15 protein-coding genes are annotated in these 16134 nt (G+C 68.6%); all 15 read right to left on the bottom strand.

The window, feature by feature from the left end; translation table 11 throughout:
- Nucleotides 1–4: 4 nt before the first annotated feature.
- Nucleotides 5–547, bottom strand: coding sequence for a F0F1 ATP synthase subunit B (locus CHB84_RS17230; RefSeq protein WP_245818803.1), 543 nt, complete (start codon nucleotides 545–547; stop codon nucleotides 5–7).
- A gap of 29 nt (nucleotides 548–576) precedes the next feature.
- Nucleotides 577–828, bottom strand: a complete 252-nt coding sequence (locus CHB84_RS17225) for an ATP synthase subunit c family protein (protein ID WP_089302662.1) — start codon at nucleotides 826–828, stop codon at nucleotides 577–579.
- Between the two features lie 62 nt (nucleotides 829–890).
- Entirely contained in the window at nucleotides 891–1667 is a 777-nt protein-coding gene (gene atpB / locus CHB84_RS17220) for a F0F1 ATP synthase subunit A (RefSeq protein WP_089302661.1), read from the bottom strand.
- Nucleotides 1668–1853: 186 nt separating this feature from the next.
- On the bottom strand, nucleotides 1854–2330 hold the full coding sequence (locus CHB84_RS17215; RefSeq protein ID WP_176440015.1) for a Cg1360 family ATP-synthase-associated protein: 477 nt from the start codon (nucleotides 2328–2330) through the stop codon (nucleotides 1854–1856).
- Between the two features lie 25 nt (nucleotides 2331–2355).
- On the bottom strand, nucleotides 2356–3507 hold the full coding sequence (locus CHB84_RS17210) for a glycosyltransferase family 4 protein (protein WP_089302660.1): 1152 nt from the start codon (nucleotides 3505–3507) through the stop codon (nucleotides 2356–2358).
- 9 nt (nucleotides 3508–3516) lie between these two features.
- On the bottom strand, nucleotides 3517–4167 hold the full coding sequence (locus CHB84_RS17205) for an L-threonylcarbamoyladenylate synthase (RefSeq protein ID WP_089302659.1): 651 nt from the start codon (nucleotides 4165–4167) through the stop codon (nucleotides 3517–3519).
- A 23-nt stretch (nucleotides 4168–4190) separates the two neighbouring features.
- The gene (gene prmC, locus CHB84_RS17200) at nucleotides 4191–5057 is read right to left on the bottom strand and encodes a peptide chain release factor N(5)-glutamine methyltransferase (protein WP_089302658.1); all 867 of its coding nucleotides are present in this window, start codon (nucleotides 5055–5057) and stop codon (nucleotides 4191–4193) included.
- A gap of 95 nt (nucleotides 5058–5152) precedes the next feature.
- Nucleotides 5153–6250, bottom strand: coding sequence for a peptide chain release factor 1 (prfA, locus tag CHB84_RS17195; protein ID WP_089302689.1), 1098 nt, complete (start codon nucleotides 6248–6250; stop codon nucleotides 5153–5155).
- A 128-nt stretch (nucleotides 6251–6378) separates the two neighbouring features.
- Complete coding sequence (rpmE, locus tag CHB84_RS17190; protein ID WP_089302657.1) at nucleotides 6379–6594, bottom strand: 50S ribosomal protein L31; 216 nt, start codon at nucleotides 6592–6594, stop codon at nucleotides 6379–6381.
- A gap of 155 nt (nucleotides 6595–6749) precedes the next feature.
- Nucleotides 6750–8846, bottom strand: a complete 2097-nt coding sequence (gene rho, locus CHB84_RS17185) for a transcription termination factor Rho (protein ID WP_089302656.1) — start codon at nucleotides 8844–8846, stop codon at nucleotides 6750–6752.
- Nucleotides 8847–9521: 675 nt separating this feature from the next.
- Nucleotides 9522–10412, bottom strand: a complete 891-nt coding sequence (gene thrB, locus CHB84_RS17180) for a homoserine kinase (protein ID WP_089302688.1) — start codon at nucleotides 10410–10412, stop codon at nucleotides 9522–9524.
- Between the two features lie 12 nt (nucleotides 10413–10424).
- On the bottom strand, nucleotides 10425–11507 hold the full coding sequence (gene thrC, locus CHB84_RS17175) for a threonine synthase (RefSeq protein ID WP_176440014.1): 1083 nt from the start codon (nucleotides 11505–11507) through the stop codon (nucleotides 10425–10427).
- Complete coding sequence (locus CHB84_RS17170; protein ID WP_089302655.1) at nucleotides 11504–12847, bottom strand: homoserine dehydrogenase; 1344 nt, start codon at nucleotides 12845–12847, stop codon at nucleotides 11504–11506. Before CHB84_RS17170 ends, thrC begins: the two co-directional genes overlap by 4 nt.
- Nucleotides 12847–14283 carry a diaminopimelate decarboxylase gene (gene lysA / locus CHB84_RS17165; protein ID WP_089302654.1) on the bottom strand — a complete coding sequence of 479 codons (1437 nt, stop codon included), beginning with the start codon at nucleotides 14281–14283 and terminating at the stop codon, nucleotides 12847–12849. The genes CHB84_RS17170 and lysA overlap by 1 nt, the downstream gene beginning before the upstream one ends.
- Nucleotides 14284–14288: 5 nt before the next feature.
- On the bottom strand, nucleotides 14289–15959 hold the full coding sequence (gene argS / locus CHB84_RS17160; RefSeq protein WP_089302653.1) for an arginine--tRNA ligase: 1671 nt from the start codon (nucleotides 15957–15959) through the stop codon (nucleotides 14289–14291).
- Between the last annotated feature and the right edge of the window lie 175 nt (nucleotides 15960–16134).

Below are 16134 nucleotides of genomic sequence, written 5' to 3'. Positions count from 1 at the left end.
TGCCTTACTTCCCTGCTCCAGCCGAGTCCAGCTCCGCGAGGAAACGCTCCACGGTGCGGTTACGCCGCTCCTCGTCCTCGAGGGACTCACCCACGATACGACCGGCCAGCTCCACCGACTGCCGTCCCATCTCGGACCGCAGCTCGGCGATGATCTGAGCCTTCTGCGCCTGCAGCTGCGACTCGCCCTGCGCCACGATCCGAGCCGCCTCGGCCTGGGCCTCGGCGCGGATCTCCTCGCGGATCTGCTCGGACTCCAGCCGCGCGTCATCGCGAATCTTCGCGGCCTCCGTCCTGGCCTCGGCCAGCTGCTGGTTGTACTGCTCGAGGGCCTGCTGCGCTTCCGCCTGCGCCTTCTCGGCTTTCTCGATACCGCCTTCGATCTGGGATGCGCGCTCCTCGTAGAGCTTCTCGAAGCGCGGCACCGCGAACTTCCACAGCACGAAGAGCAGCACACCGAACGCGACGAGCCCCAGGATCACCTCGGACGTGTGCGGAAGGACCGGCGAGGGTTCCTCCGCAGCAAGCACGATCTGTGTAGTCAGCACAGCATCTCCCAACGTGTTGAGCAATCAACTCACGCCGCGGAGGCGATGAAGTACAGCACCAGACCGATCAGCGCCAGCACCTCGGTGAGCACGAAGGTGGTCCAGGCGATACCCATCAGCTTGCCCTGCGCCTCGGGCTGGCGGGCGGTGCCCGTGATGACGGAGGACCAGATCAGACCCACACCGATACCGGGGCCGATGGCGCTGAGGCCATAGCCGATCATGGCAAGGCCGGGGTTGATGTTCGTGGCTGCTTCTTGAGCGAGAACGATGTTGCTCACTTGCGAATCCCTTTCCAACTACGCTCCGCACCTGGCGGCCCGGAAGCCTCTCGGTCTTGTCTCTAGTGGTCCTCTGCCAACGCCATGCCAATGTAGCTGGCGGCGAGCAGGGCGAATACGTAGGCCTGAATCGTCATGATCAAGGCCTCCAAGAACGTCATCGCGATGGCGAAGGCGAACGACACCGCGGCCACCGGCTTCAGCGCCGCGCTCGCCTCGACGAGCAACCACTCACCAGCCAGCGTGAAGACCAGGATGATGAGGTGGCCTGCGAACATCGCGGCAAACACACGAATGGCCAGCGTGATCGGGTTCATCACGAACTTGGAGAAGAACTCGATCGGCGTCAGCAGGAGGTATATGGGGCCTGGTACGCCCGCCGGGAACAACTGGTTCTTGAGGTAGCCGCCGATACCGTGGCGACGCATCCCGACATAGTGATACACCGGGTACACCACCAGAATCGACAGCGCCAGCGGGAACCCGATGTGTGACATCGTCGGGAACTGAATGAGCGGGATAATACCGTAGATATTGTTCACGAATATGAACGTGAACAGGGTGAAGATCAGCGGAACGAACCGCTGGAAGTCTTTGGAACCAATGTGTTCCCGAGCAATGGTATTACGCGTGAAGCTGTATATGGATTCGGCGACGAACTGCGTCTTGCCGGGCACGACCTTCATGTTCCGCGACGTGATCACGAAGAACGCCGCGATGATGACCACCGACATGACGACCAGCAGCATCGGCTTGGTCACTGCGCCGAAGATCGGAGGGAGATTGAAGTCGCCCGCGCCGGGCGGAACAAAACCCTCAGCCAGCACCAACGTGCCCAACTGGACTCCTTCCGGTTCTCCCGCTCGGCCTCGAACCGGCGGGGGAATCGTCACGATCGGCCGTCAACGTACCCGATACGTTTCGGGACGAAGCAGGCGGCTGGTTCGCTCCACCGAGCCGCCGCTGGCCAGCTTTCTCCGGGGACCTTATCAGGCGCACCCGTTCCAGGAGTATGGGCGTACTACTTAGCCCTCGTCCCTGGTCTCGGGGATAACGGTCGGGATCTTGGCGCGCTGGAACGCGACGACCTCCGCGGCAGCCCACGCGAGCACCGTCACCAGCATCGTCACCCCGAGAGCGACCGGATCGAACACCTCGACACCCCGCAGTGTGAGCATGACCACAAGCAGCGCACCGAGCTTCAGGATGTAGCCACCGAGCACCAGACCGAACAGCATCTCCGGGGGCAACGCAGCCGTCTTGTGCATCATCCAGACGGTGACAAGGGAGGAGCCGAACGCCACGAGTGCACCGACAGCGGCGCTGGCCAGCCCCGGCCACCCGAGCAGCACCCAGGAGACGGCGATCGCGAGCAGCGCACCGGCAAGGCCGATCCGCAGGCCCATCCGCAGCATCGCCGTGGCGAGCGTGCGCACCGACGCCGCGTGCGGGTTGTCTTCCTGCCGGTCCCCCGGACCGGCACCCTGCGCTTGCTCCGCCACTGGCGACCCTTTCCTCGTTCGCGTGCTAACCACGAGCCTTCAGTCTAGGGACGTACGACGCGAGGATCGCAAGCACCAGCCCGATCAGCAGCGAGCCGACCACGACCAGAGCGTCGAACACCGTCAGCGCGACCGCGCCGAAGGCGAGCAGACCGGCCCAGAGGTAGATCAGCAGGACGGCCCGGCGCTGCGAGTGACCGATCTCCAGCAGCCGGTGGTGCAGGTGCATCTTGTCCGCGCTGAACGGGCTCTCCCCGCGACGTGTGCGACGGATCACCGCCATCAGCAGGTCCAGAACTGGGACGAAAAGCACAGCGGCCACCACGATCAGCGGGGACAGCAGCGCGAGCATGTCCGCGCCGCCGTCGTTCTCGGTGATCGACACGCGGCCGGACGCCGAGGTGCTGGCCGCGGCGAGCATCAACCCGATGAACATCGAGCCGGAGTCGCCCATGAAGATCTTCGCGGGCTGGAAGTTGTGCGGCAGGAAGCCGAGACAGGCGCCTGCCAGCGTCGCGGCGATCAGCGCAGGCGGGTAGGCGCTCACGTCACCCCCGGAGGAGTGCAGCAGCACGAGAGAGAACGCGCAGATCGCCGCAGCGGCGATCAGACCGATCCCCGCGGCGAGCCCGTCCAGCCCGTCCACGAAGTTCATCGCGTTGACCATCGTGACCACAAGCAGAATGACCAGCAGCCCACCCTGGTTCTGGTCGAGGATCAGCACCGAGCCGACCGCGCTGTCCTGCCCGCCCCACGGCACCCGCAGCACCGACCACTGCAGTCCGAACAGCACCAGAACACCCGCGCAGGTGACCTGCCCGGCCAGCTTGGTCCACGCGTCCAGGTCGAACCGGTCGTCCAACGCCCCGATCAGCACGATGACCCCGCCGCCGACCAGCACGGCGACCGGATCGAGCGAGAACTCGAACGCCCTGCGCAGCACCGGTAGCTGGTGCGCGAGCCCCATGCCGCCCAGCACGCCCGCGTAGATCGCGAGACCGCCCATGTACGGCATCGGTGTGGCGTGCACGTCCCGCGACCTCGGCATCGCCATGGCACGGATCCGGACCGCGAACCGTTTGGCGACGCCGGTCAGCAGGAACGTCAACGCGGCAGCGGTCAGCGCGACAAGCAGGTACTCCCTGATCGGCAGCCCGACACTCAGCGTTTCCGGCACGTCGGGTACTCAGTCCGCTTTCCCGACGCTCGTCCCGAGTGCTTCGGAGACCTCCTCGGTGGTGACCGCACCTTCCCGGAGCATCAGCGGCTCGTCGCCGGTGAGGTCCACGATCGACGACGGCACCGGGTCGCCGCACGGGCCACCGTCGAGATAGACCGACACGCTCTCCCCCAGCTGCTCGCGGGCCTCCTCAGCCGTCGCGGCCGGGGGTTTGCCGGAGGTGTTCGCGCTGGAGACAGCCATCGGGCCCACAGCGCCCAACAGCTCGAGCGCCACCGGGTGCAGCGGCATACGCAGCATCACCGTGCCCTTCGTGGTGCCCAGATCCCACGCCAGGCTCGGCGCGTGCGGCAGCACGAGGGACAGATCCCCTGGCCAGAAGGCCTCGACCAGCGTCCGCGCCTGATCGGGAACGCTCTGGACCAGCCCGTCGAGCGTCGACAACGAGCCGACCAGCACGCCGACGGGCATGTCGCGGCCCCGCTGCTTCGCGCGCAGCAGCGCCCGTACGCCGCCGGCGGAGAACGCCTCACAGCCGATGCCGTACACGGTGTCGGTCGGCAGCACCACGAGCTGCCCGGAGCGCGCGGCCGCCGTAGCCGCGGCCAAGCCTTTGGTGCGGGACTCCTGGTCCGCGCAGTCGTAGACCGTACTCACGCTCGTGAGCCTAGCTCCTCGGATCAGCCGGTCCGACGGGCCGTCGCGAACCGCGGTCGACCTGCCAGATCTGCATGGCCGGTGGCTTCGGACAGCACACGGCGCTGGGACAGCAGCGCGGGCACCGCCTGTCCGTGGTCGTCGTCGTGCTCGATCGCGACGCCGCCACCCGACCGGAGGAGCCGCGCCGCCAGCGTGACCACGCTCTTGATCAGGGCGAGGCCGCCGTCGGCGGCGAACACCGCGTGCTCGGGATCGTGCTCGGCCACCTCGGGCGGCAGCGACTTGCCGATCGGCACGTAGGGCGGGTTACACAGCACCAGGTCGACCAGGCCGTCCAGCTCGGCGAACAACCTGCCGTCGGTCACGTCGCCCGAGTAGAGGCGCACGGGGGTGTCCCCGGCCTCCGCCCGCTTGTCGGCGTTTCGGCGCGCCCAGGCAAGCGCGGCCGTGTCGTTGTCGACGGCGTAGACCTGCGCGTCCGGGCGTGCGTGCGCGACAGCGAGCGCGAGCGCGCCCGATCCGGTGCACAGGTCGACCACGACGGGGTGTGCGCGGGGGGCGAGCACGTCGAGCCCCCAGGACAGCACCAGATCGGTCTCCGGCCGGGGCACGAAGACCCCCGGGCCCACGTCGACGGTGATGTTCCCGATCGCGGCCCAGCCCGTGATGTGCTGCAACGGGATACGCTTGGCGCGCTGGGCGACCAGCTGCCCCAGCGCCTCGACAACGGGCGGGTCGACGAGGGGCACCAGCGGCAGCTCACCACGCTCGACACCGAGTACATGCGCCGCGAGCAGCTCCGCGTCGTTTCGCGCGGACTCGACACCCGCGTCGGACAGCATCCGGGTGGCTTCGAGAAGGGCGAGCCGCAACGGTTGTCTACGCACAGCTCTCACCCTAGTCGCAGCAGCTCACCCATTCCGGTAACGACCCGTCTGGCGCGCTGAATGACGCTTTCAGTCCGTCTCGTGGACTGAAAGCGTCATTCAGCGTTCCCTGGCCCCGGGGTCGGGGCGTTCTGCTGGGCGATGCGCTCGGAGCGGTCGGCCTCCTGCAACGCGTTGAGGACGCCGTTGAGGTCGCCTGCCAGCACCTGGTCGAGGTTGTAGGCCTTGTAGTTCACCCGGTGGTCGGAGATGCGGTTCTCCGGGAAGTTGTATGTGCGCACCCGCTCCGAACGGTCCACCGTGCGCACCTGCGAGCGGCGCGTGTCCGAGGTCTTGGCCGCCTCTTCCTCCTCGGCCATCGCCTGTAGGCGGGCCTGCAGCACCTGCATCGCCCTGGCCTTGTTCTGGAGCTGGGACTTCTCGTTCTGGCAGGAGACCACCACCCCGGTCGGCAGGTGGGTGATCCGCACAGCCGAATCGGTGGTGTTCACGCTCTGCCCGCCGGGGCCCGAGGAGCGGAACGTGTCGATACGCAGGTCGTTCGGGTCGACCTCCACCTCGACCTCCTCCGGCTCGGGGTAGATCAGCACCCCTGCCGCGGACGTGTGGATCCTGCCCTGCGACTCCGTCGTGGGCACCCGCTGTACACGGTGCACGCCGCCCTCGTACTTCAAGCGGGCCCACACGCCGTCCGGGCCGTCCCCACCGCCCTTGATCGATACGGTGACGTCCTTGTAGCCACCGAGGTCCGACTCCGTGGCGTCGAGCACGACCACCTTCCAGCCGACATGCTCGGCGTACCGCAGGTACATCTGCAGCAGGTCGGCTGCGAACAGCGCGGACTCCTCGCCGCCCGCACCCGACTTGATCTCCATGACCACGTCGGAGGCGTCGTACGGGTCGCGCGGCAGCAGCAGCTCGGTCAGCCGGGACTCGAGCTGCGGGACACGCGCGTCGAGCTGCTCGACCTCCTCGGCGAACGACGGATCCTCCCGGGCCAACTCCCGTGCGGCGGCCAGATCCTCGCGCACCGCGTCCAGCTCATTGATCGTCTTCACGATCGGCGTCAGCTCGGAGTAGCGCCGCCCCAGCTTGCGCGCGCGTTCGGCATCGGCATGCACGTCCGGATCGCCGAGCTGGCTTTCCAACTCCGCGTGCTCGGCGAGGAGGCCTTGCAGCGAGTCTCGATCCACCATGTCCTCATCTCGGCCCGTCCGCCGCCGCTGTCGTCGTCAACTCGTTGCGACACATACGCCCGCCCCTGCCGGCTGCGCAGGGACGGGCGCTGTCGTCGCGCTACTGTCGTCGAACCGGACGGCCGCTACTTCGCCGTGCGCTTGCCGTAACGCTGCTCGAACCGGGCGACACGACCACCGGTGTCCAGGATCTTCTGCTTACCCGTGTAGAACGGGTGGCACTTCGAGCAGATCTCGACGTAGATGTTGCCCGATTCCTTCGTGCTGCGCGTGGTGAACGAGTTGCCACAGGCGCAGTTCACCTGGGTCGTGATGTAGTCAGGATGAATACCGCTCTTCATGAGTGCCCTTTCGTCTCGGACGCCGGGTCCCCGCCCGCGGTGTGACGGGGTGAACCGGCGCCGCTGTTCGTACTGCGCACGGCGATTCCTACGGACCATTCTTCCAGACGCACGGCATCGCACCGCGCGTGCCCGTCAGGTCCGCGGCGCGAACCCTAGACCTGCTGTTGCTGCGCCGCTTCCTCTTCCTGACCGGGTGCCGTCTTGGACACCTGCATCAGGAACTCGATATTGGTCCTGGACTTGCGCAGGCGGTCGAGCAACAGGTCGATGGACTGCTGCGAGTCGAGAGCGTGCAGTACCCGGTGCAGCTTGTGGGTCACGGCGAGCTCGTCCGGCGACAGCAGCAGCTCCTCCTTGCGCGTACCCGACGGGTTCACGTCCACGGCAGGGAACACCCGGCGCTCGGCGATCTTGCGGTCCAGCTTGAGCTCGGCGTTACCGGTGCCCTTGAACTCCTCGAAGATCACCGTGTCCATCGTCGAGCCCGTCTCGACCATCGCGGTCGCGAAGATCGTCAGCGAGCCGCCTTCCTCGATGTTGCGCGCCGCACCGAGGAACCGCTTCGGCGGGTACAGCGCGGTCGAGTCGACACCACCGGAGAGGATCCGCCCCGATGCCGGAGCCGCCAGGTTGTAGGCCCTGCCGAGCCGGGTGATCGAGTCGAGCAGCACGACCACGTCGTGTCCCATCTCGACGAGCCGTTTGGCGCGCTCGATGGCCAGCTCGGCCACGGTCGTGTGATCCGATGCCGGCCGGTCGAAGGTCGACGAGATGACCTCGCCCTTCACCGACCGCTGCATGTCGGTGACCTCCTCCGGGCGCTCATCCACCAGCACGACCATGAGCCAGCATTCCGGGTTGTTCGTGGTGATCGCGTTGGCGACGTCCTGCAGGATCGTGGTCTTACCGGCCTTCGGCGGCGAGACGATCAGCGCACGCTGCCCCTTGCCGACCGGCATGACCAGGTCGATCACACGGGTGGTGAGCTTGTTCGGCTCGGTCTCCAGCCGCAGCCGCTCGTTCGGGTAGAGCGGGGTCAGCTTGGTGAAGTCGGGCCGCTTGACGTTGTCCGGCTCGAGCCCGTTGATCGTGTCCACGCGCACCAGCGGGTTGAACTTCTGCCGCTGCTGCTCACCCTCGCGGGGCTGCCTGACCACACCGGTGATCGCATCGCCCCTGCGCAGGCCGTACTTGCGCACGAGGGACAGCGAGACATACACGTCGTGCGGCCCCGCGAGGTAGCCGGAGGTACGCACGAACGCGTAGTTGTCCAGTACGTCGAGGATCCCGGCGATCGGCAGCAGCACATCGTCCTCGCGGACGTCGGTGGCGTCCGATCCGCCGCCGCCGCCGTCACCGCGTCCGCCCCGGCGCCTGCGATCCCGTGACCGCCTGCTGCGCCTGCCGCCGCGCTCGTCGTCGTCGGAGTTGGACTTGGTGTTGTTGCCCTGCTGGCGGCGTTGGTCCCCGCCGTCGCGCTGGGACTGCTCGCCCTCGTCCTGGCCGGAACGTCCACCGCCCTTGGCGTCGGGGCTCTTGCCGTCCTGCTCGGCTCGCTGGCTGTTGTTTCCGCCACCGGACCCACGCGACGAACCACGCCTGCGCCGCGACCCCTCACGGCGAGCAGGCTCGTCCTGCTGCTGGCCACCGTCGGTGTCCTTCTCCCGAGCCGGCTCGGTGACCTGCGTCGCGCCCTCGGCCCCGCGCGCACCGGCCGCATCGGTACCGGTCCCAGCGCTCTTGTCGGCGCTCTTGTCGGCGCTCTTCTCGGGGCTCTTCTCGGCGTTCTTCTCAGCGCTCTTCTCAGGGCCCCTGTCCGAACCCTTCTCCGCACCGTTCGGGACCGTGTCCTGCCCGGCTCCTGCCTCGCGGTCCGCGTTCGAGGCGCCGGCGTCGGGCTTGCTGCCGGTCTGGCCGGCACCGGACGTGCTCGTCACCCCGTCGAGAGGGAGGGAGTTCTCGTCGTCGGACGTCCCGGCGCGCTTCTTCGTCTTCCCCTGGCGCTCACGGATCGCCGCGATGAGATCGCCCTTACGCATCCCCTTGGTGTCGGTCACGCCGAGTTCGACGGCGAGTTCGCGCAGCTCGGCAATCACCATGCCGGACAGGCCGCCTCCGCGACGCTTCGGCTTCTCGGAAGTGCCGTTGCTGTCCTGCGCAGAATCTACCGTCACGTTATCGCTCCCCGAAGATGCCGACTGAGTTCCTGGCGCTTCCACGCTGCCGCTCAAAAGATCCGTGTTGCTCACGCAAGTCCTTCCTGACCGATCCCCGCCCCAGCGTGGATCAGCGACGCGTCACCCGCACCGTTACGCGGGCCGACGCCGTGTCTCATTGGAAACGTGCGGCCGAACGCACGTTGAGTTCCTACGGCTGTGTGCACGGATTCTGCGGCCCGGTACCCCTGAATTCTGCCTCCCAGAGTGTCGAGGCATCAGCTCCGCGCACGTGAGCCTGCTGCTACGTCAGTTCCTTTCGACGCGAACCTCACGTTCTCAACAGCTCCCACACCGTCCCGCTGCGGGCGGGCCTGGCGGGGATTGGGTACTCAACCACAGCAGGGCCGCACGCACGGGATTCTGCGTGCCTCCGAACGTACCCGGAGGCACACGAACTCGATCACCGTGACAACCGGGAACCCACCTCGCGGTCCCCTCGGCTTGGTCAGCCGAGAGTACGCCGGAAGTGAAAGATGCGTTCCGGGAAGAGGCCCGGAAGTCGCACCAGGTGCGGAATCCGCACGGTGAACGAACACCTCCGAGCCTAGACTCCCCGTCGACACCACGCAACAACCACCCCCGGTTTGTACACCCGTGTCGCCCTCGCGCCGGTCAGCAGGGCCCGCAGGGCCGTTCACCAGCCGGCTGACCGGCCGCGCCGGGAGCTACGCCGGGCCGGCGCGGACGAGAGGCCGACGGGCAGCGCTACAGGGCAGCCACGCGCACCCCGGAACGGTCGACCGGCAGCTCGACGGTGGTGAACCCGGTGAGATCGACCCCATCGGGCAACACCCCGTCGGTGGTCAGTGCCAGCACGGTCGGCCCGCCCCCGGAGACCACGGCGGCGACATCCCGCTCGCGGAGCTGCCGGACGAGGTGCACTGTCGCCGGGTAGGCGGGCTCCCGGTAGTCCTGATGCAGCCTGTCCTCCGTGCCCGGCAGCAACAACCCGGGGTCGGTGGTCAACGCGTGCAGGCCGAGCGCGGCCCGGCCGGCGGCGAAGGCCGCGTCGCCGTGCGGGACGTGCTCCGGCAGCAGCCCCCTGGCCGCCGACGTGGACGATCGTTGCTCGGGTACCGCCAGCACAGGGCGGATACCCGGATGCGGATCCAGCCGTTCGGCGCGCCAGCTCGGCACGCCGCCCCTGACGTCCTGCCACGCCAGCACGAGCCCGCCGAACAGGCTCGCTGCCGCGTTGTCGGCATGGCCTTCGAGCTCGGCGGCCAGCTCGAGAGCAGCGGCGTCCACCGACTTACCCGCCAGCGCGTAGCCCGCTGCGACGCCTGCGACCACGGCCGCCGCGGAGGACCCGAGACCCCTGGCATGCGGGATCGCGTTGTGGCAGCGCAGGTACAGGCCGGGACACGGGACATCGAGGTGCTCGCATGCCCGTCGCAGGGCCCGCACGACCAGGTGGCTCTCATCGGTCGGCACGTCCGAGACGTCTCCGGCACCGGCATCGATCGGCTCGATGAGCACGCCGTCGTCGAGCACCCGTAGCTCGATGACCTCGAACAAGCCGAGGGCCATACCGAACGTGTCGAAACCGGGACCCAGATTGGCCGTCGACGCCGGCACCGTGACGCGGAATCCGATCACGCCGTCCCCCTACTCGTCGGTGAGGTCGAGTGCGTTGACCACAGCCTGAGGGTCCACCGGGAGAGGCTCGACCTCGACGTTGCCCTCCAGCGCGGTCGCCGGGTCCTTCAGCCCGTGCCCGGTCACCGTGCACACCACGGTCGAACCGGCCGGGATCCGCCCGTCCGCCGCCGTCTGCAGCAGCCCGGCCACGCTGGCGGCGGAGGCCGGCTCCACGAAGATCCCTTCGGATGCGGCGAGCAGCCGGTACGCCGACAGGATCTGCTCGTCGCTGACCGCGTCGAACAGCCCCCCGGAGGAGTTCTTCGCCTCGACCGCCGGATCCCAGGACGCCGGGCTGCCCACCCGGATCGCCGTCGCGACCGTGTCGGGGTCGCTGACCGGCTCGCCGTGCACCAGCGGCGCGGCTCCCGAAGCCTGGAAGCCGAACATCCGCGGCGCCGCCTCGATCAGTTTGTCCGCCGCGTAGTCGACGTAGCCTGCCCAGTACGCTGTGATATTGCCCGCATTTCCGACCGGAAGGCAGTGCACGTCCGGGGCCACGCCGAGCACGTCGCAGATCTCCCAGGCCGCCGTCTTCTGCCCGATGAGCCGGACGGGGTTGACCGAGTTCACCAGGGTGACCGGGTGATCGAGCGCCGTCTTGCGGGCCAACTCGAGGCAGTCGTCGAAGTTCCCGTCGATCTGTAGCAGGCGCGCGCCGTGCAGGGTCGCCTGCGCGAGCTTGCCCATCGCGATCTTGCCCTGCGGCACGAGCACGGCACACGTCAGGCCGGCCCGGGCGGCGTAGGCTGCCGCCGAGGCCGAGGTGTTCCCCGTGGATGCGCACAGCACGGCCTTGATCCCGCTGGCGAGCGCGTGCGTGATCGCCACGGTCATCCCACGGTCCTTGAAGGAGCCGGTCGGGTTGACGCCCTCGACCTTGACGTAGACCTCGCAGCCGGTCAGCTCGGACAGCCGGGGGGCGCTGACGAGCGGTGTGTTGCCCTCCCCGAGCGTGACGACGGCCGCGTCGTCGGGGATCGGGATACGTTCGCTGTAGGCATGGATGATGCCCGGCTTGACCGGCCGGGCCGCCTGCACCGCATTCACGAGTCTTCGCCTTCCACTCTCATGACGCTGACGACTTCATGGACGACGTCGAGCTCGCCGATGTCGTCGACGGTCGCGCGCAGTGCCGCGTCCGGCGCCGCGTGCGTGACCACCACCAGGCTGGCCGTGGAGTGCTTGTCCCGCTGGCGTACCGCGGCGATGCTGACGTCGTGCTTGGCGAACACCTGGGACACCTGCGCGAGCACGCCCGGGCGGTCCGCCACCTGCAGGCTGATGTGGTACCGCGTCGGCGTCTCGCCCATCGGGCGCACCGCGAGCCCGGCGTGCGCGGACTCGCGTGGTCCCCTGCCACCGCCCGCGCGGTTGCGTGCCACATCGACGAGGTCGCCGAGCACAGCGCTGGCCGTCGGTGCGCCGCCGGCGCCCTGGCCGAAGAACATCAACTCACCGGCCCCGTCGGCCTCGACGTAGACCGCGTTGAACGCACCGCCGACCCCGGCGAGCTGGTGGCTACGCGGGATCATCACCGGGTGCACGCGCACGGAGACCGACTCGGACCCGTCCGGCCCGACGACGCGCTCGCAGATGGCGAGCAGCTTGACGGTCCGGCCGATCATCTTGGCGGCCGCGACGTCGGCCGCACTGACCGAACCGATTCCCTCTCTGTACACATCGGACGCGGCGATCCTGGTATGGAAGGCGAGCGAAGCGAGGATCGCCGCCTTCGAGGCGGCATCGTAACCGTCCACATCGGCTGTGGGGTCGGCCTCGGCGTAGCCGAGGTTGCTCGCCTCCTCCAGGGTGTCCACATAGCCCGCACCCGTGCTGTCCATCGCCGAGAGAATGTAGTTGGTCGTGCCGTTGACGATGCCCATGACGCGGGTGATGCGGTCGCCTGCCAGGGACTCGCGCAGCGGGCGCACGAGCGGGATCGCGCCGGCCACCGCGGCCTCGTAGTACAGGTCCGCCCCCGAGGCGTCAGCGGCCTCGGACAGCTCACGCGAGCAGTCGGCCAGCAGCGCCTTGTTCGCCGTGACCACGGACTTGCCGGATCGCAGGGCCGTCAGCAGCCAGCTGCGCGCGGGTTCGATCCCCCCGACGAGCTCGACGACGACATCGACGTCCGAGGCGATGAGACCCTCGACGTCCGAGGTGAGCAGGTCGGCGGGTAGTTCGGGATGCTTGTCCGGGCGGCGTACGGCGATACCGGCCAGCTCGACGGGAGCACCGGCGCGGGCGGCGAACTCCGCGGCCTCCTCGGTGAGCAGTCGCGCCACCTCGCTACCGACGGTGCCACACCCCAGCAGCGCCACCCGGACAGGTGTGGGCTCGGTCTCCGCGGGGTCACCCGACCACCCCAGCTCGGCGGAGAGGGCCATCACGACACCTCCAAACGCATCAGGTCGTCCCTCGTCTCCCTGCGCAGCAACTCTCGGGCGCTGCCGTTACGCACGCTGACCACGGCCGGCAGCGGCTGCCGGTTGTACCCGCTGGCCATCGAGTAGCAGTACGCACCGGTGGCCGCCACGGCGACCAGGTCACCAGCGGCGAGGTTATGCGGCAGCCAGCAGTCGCGGACCACGATGTCGCCGGACTCACAGTGCCTGCCGACCACCCTGCTCTGCGTCGCCTCGACAGCAACGGACCCGTCGTCACTCGACCGGGAGACCAGCCTGCAGTCGTAGGCAGCGTCGTACAACGCGGTGCGGATATTGTCGCTCATCCCGCCGTCGACGCTGACGTAGCGGCGCACGGCGCCGTCGCCGAGCGGGACGTCCTTGATCGTGCCCACCTCGTAGAGCGTGATTGCTCCCGGGCCCGCGATCGCACGGCCGGGCTCACCGGCGATCTTGGGCATCGGCAGCTCGGCGTAGTCGCACTCCCTGCGCACCATCTCCCGGATCTGGGTCACCATCTGCGCGGGCGGGGGCGGGTTGTCCTTCTCCGTGTAGGCGATACCGAACCCACCACCGAGGTCGACCAACCCGAGCTGCTCGGTGATCTCCGGGCCGTGCTCCTCACGCAGCTGCGCGATCAGGCCGATGACGCGCCTTGCTGCCACCTCGAACCCGTCCGGGTCGAAGATCTGCGAGCCGATATGGCTGTGCAGGCCGATGAGCTGCAGCGACTCCGCGCCGACAACCCTGCGTACGGCCTCGGCGGCGTCGCCTGCCGCCAGCGAGAAGCCGAACTTCTGGTCCTCGTGCGCGGTGGCGATGAACTCGTGGGTGTGCGCCTCGACGCCGACCGTCACGCGCACCAGCACCTGCTGCCGGACGCCGCGGTCGGCCGCGACCTTCGCCAGCCGCGCGATCTCCTGGAAGGAGTCGAGCACGACGGTGCCGACACCGGCGTCCACGGCCTCCTCGAGCTCGGCGACGGACTTGTTGTTGCCGTGGAAGGTGATCCGCTCGACAGGGAAGTCCGCCGCCCGGGCCACGGTCAGCTCGCCTCCACTGCACACGTCCAGGCTCAGCCCCTGGGCCGCGACCCAGCGCGCCACCTCCTTGCACAGGAAGGCCTTCGACGCGTAGTGCACCAGGCTCGGGTCCTCGAACGCCTCGGCGTACTCGGCACACCGGGACCGGAAATCCGCCTCGTCGATGACGAACAACGGCGTTCCGTGGGTGGCGGCGAGCTCCCGTACGTCGACACCGGCGATGCGCACCACACCGTCCGGGGCGCGGTAGACGTTACGCGGCCAGACCTTCGGGTACAGCCGGTCCAACTCGTCCGATGTGGACGGTGGATATCCTGAGGTATCCACGTGCGGGTGCACCTCGGCGTGCCGAGGGCCAGCGGGGTGAGCACACATGCTTCCTACATCCGATCCGGGGCCGAGACACCGAGCAGTGCGAGTCCATTGGCGACCGTCTGGCGAGCCGCCTCGCACAGCGCGAGCCTGGCGAACGTCGTCGGCGTAGCCTCCTCGTCGCCCTGCGGAAGGACCCTGGCGGCGTCATAGAACTTGTGATACGCGCTCGCCAGCTCCTCGAGGTAGCGAGCGATCCGGTGGGGCTCGCGCAGCTCGGCCGCGCGCGCGACCACCTTGGGGAACTCACCGATCGTACGGACCAGGTCACCCTCCCTGGGGTGGCTGAGCAGACCGAGATCGATCTGTGAGCCGTCCGTGCCCGCTACCGGCGGCAGCCCGAGCTCGGCGGCGTTGCGTTGCAGCGACGCCAGCCGGGCATGCGCGTACTGCACGTAGAACACCGGGTTCTCGGCGGTGTTCTTGCGCAGCAGGTCGAGATCGACGTCCACGGCCGAGTCGACCGAGTAGCGAGCCAGCTCGTAACGGGCGGCGTCCACGCCGACCGCGTCCACGAGATCCTCCAGCGTGACCACCGTGCCGGCGCGCTTGCTCATCCGCACCGGCTTGCCCTCGCTGACGAGGTTGACCATCTGGCCGATGAGGACCTCCACCACGTCCGGGTCGTCGCCGAGCGCGGCGGCGGTCGCCTTGAGCCTGCCGATGTACCCGTGGTGGTCGGCACCGAGCATGTAGATACACAGGTCGAAACCTCGGGAACGCTTGTCGGCGAGGTAGGCGATATCGCCCGCGATGTAGGCAGGCGCACCGTCGCTCTTGATGACCACGCGGTCCTTGTCGTCACCGAACTCGGTGGAACGCATCCACCACGCACCATCGGCGTGGTACAGGCGCCCGGACCGCTTCAGCTGCTCGAGCACCTCGTCCACGGCCCCGGATGCGTGCAGGGAATCCTCGTGGAAGAACACGTCGAAGTCGGTGCCGAAGTCGTGCAGGCTCCGCTTGATCTGCTCGAACATCAGCTCGATGCCCGTGCGGCGGAACACCTCGTCGCGCTGCCCGTCCGGCAGCTCGAGCACACCCGGCTCGGCGCGCACGACCTCGGAGGCGAGCTCGCTGATGTAGGCACCGCCGTAACCGTCCTCCGGCGGCTCGGCACCACGCGCGGCTGCGACAAGGGACGCGACGAACCGGTCGATCTGCGCGCCCGCGTCGTTGAAGTAGTACTCCCTGGTGACCACGGCGCCCCGGACGGTGAGGATCCTGCCGAGCGCATCCCCCACGGCGGCCCAGCGCGTGCCGCCCAGGTGGATCGGTCCCGTCGGGTTGGCCGAGACGAACTCCAGATTGACCGCCAGACCGCCGAACTCGTCGCCACAGCCGTACGCAGCGCCCTGCACGAGCACCTGACGGACGAGCTCGCCCTGCGCGTCCGTGGCGAGTCGCAAGTTGACGAAGCCGGGGCCCGCGACCTCGGCCGAGTCGAGCCCGTCGGTTCCGGCCAGGGCGTTCGCCAGCGCCTCGGCCAGCTCCCGAGGTGCCAACCCGACCTTCTTGGCCACCTGCAGCGCGACGTTGGTCGCGTAATCCCCGTGCTCGGGATTTCGGGGGCGCTCGACGATGACGGCCTCGGGCAGCGCGCCGGTGTCCAGGCCGCGCGCGGCCAGCACCTCGGCCGCTGCCGAGCGAACCAGGTCAGCTAGTGCGGAGGGAGTCACCTGGCGAGTGTATGTTGCCGGACCTGCCGCTACGTCGTCGGGCTGCCCGCGACGCGAGCGCGCGTGCGCGTACCCTTCCTCGCTGGTGACCCACCCGACAACGCCGCTATGGGGCCGCTACGGCGCCGCTGCGGGGTGGCCCCACCGATCGGTTGACAACGGTCACACACCGACT

The sequence above is a fragment of the Haloechinothrix alba genome, from assembly GCF_900188115.1.
Lineage (GTDB): Bacteria > Actinomycetota > Actinomycetes > Mycobacteriales > Pseudonocardiaceae > Haloechinothrix > Haloechinothrix alba.
This window is presented reverse-complemented; position numbering and strand designations above follow the sequence as displayed.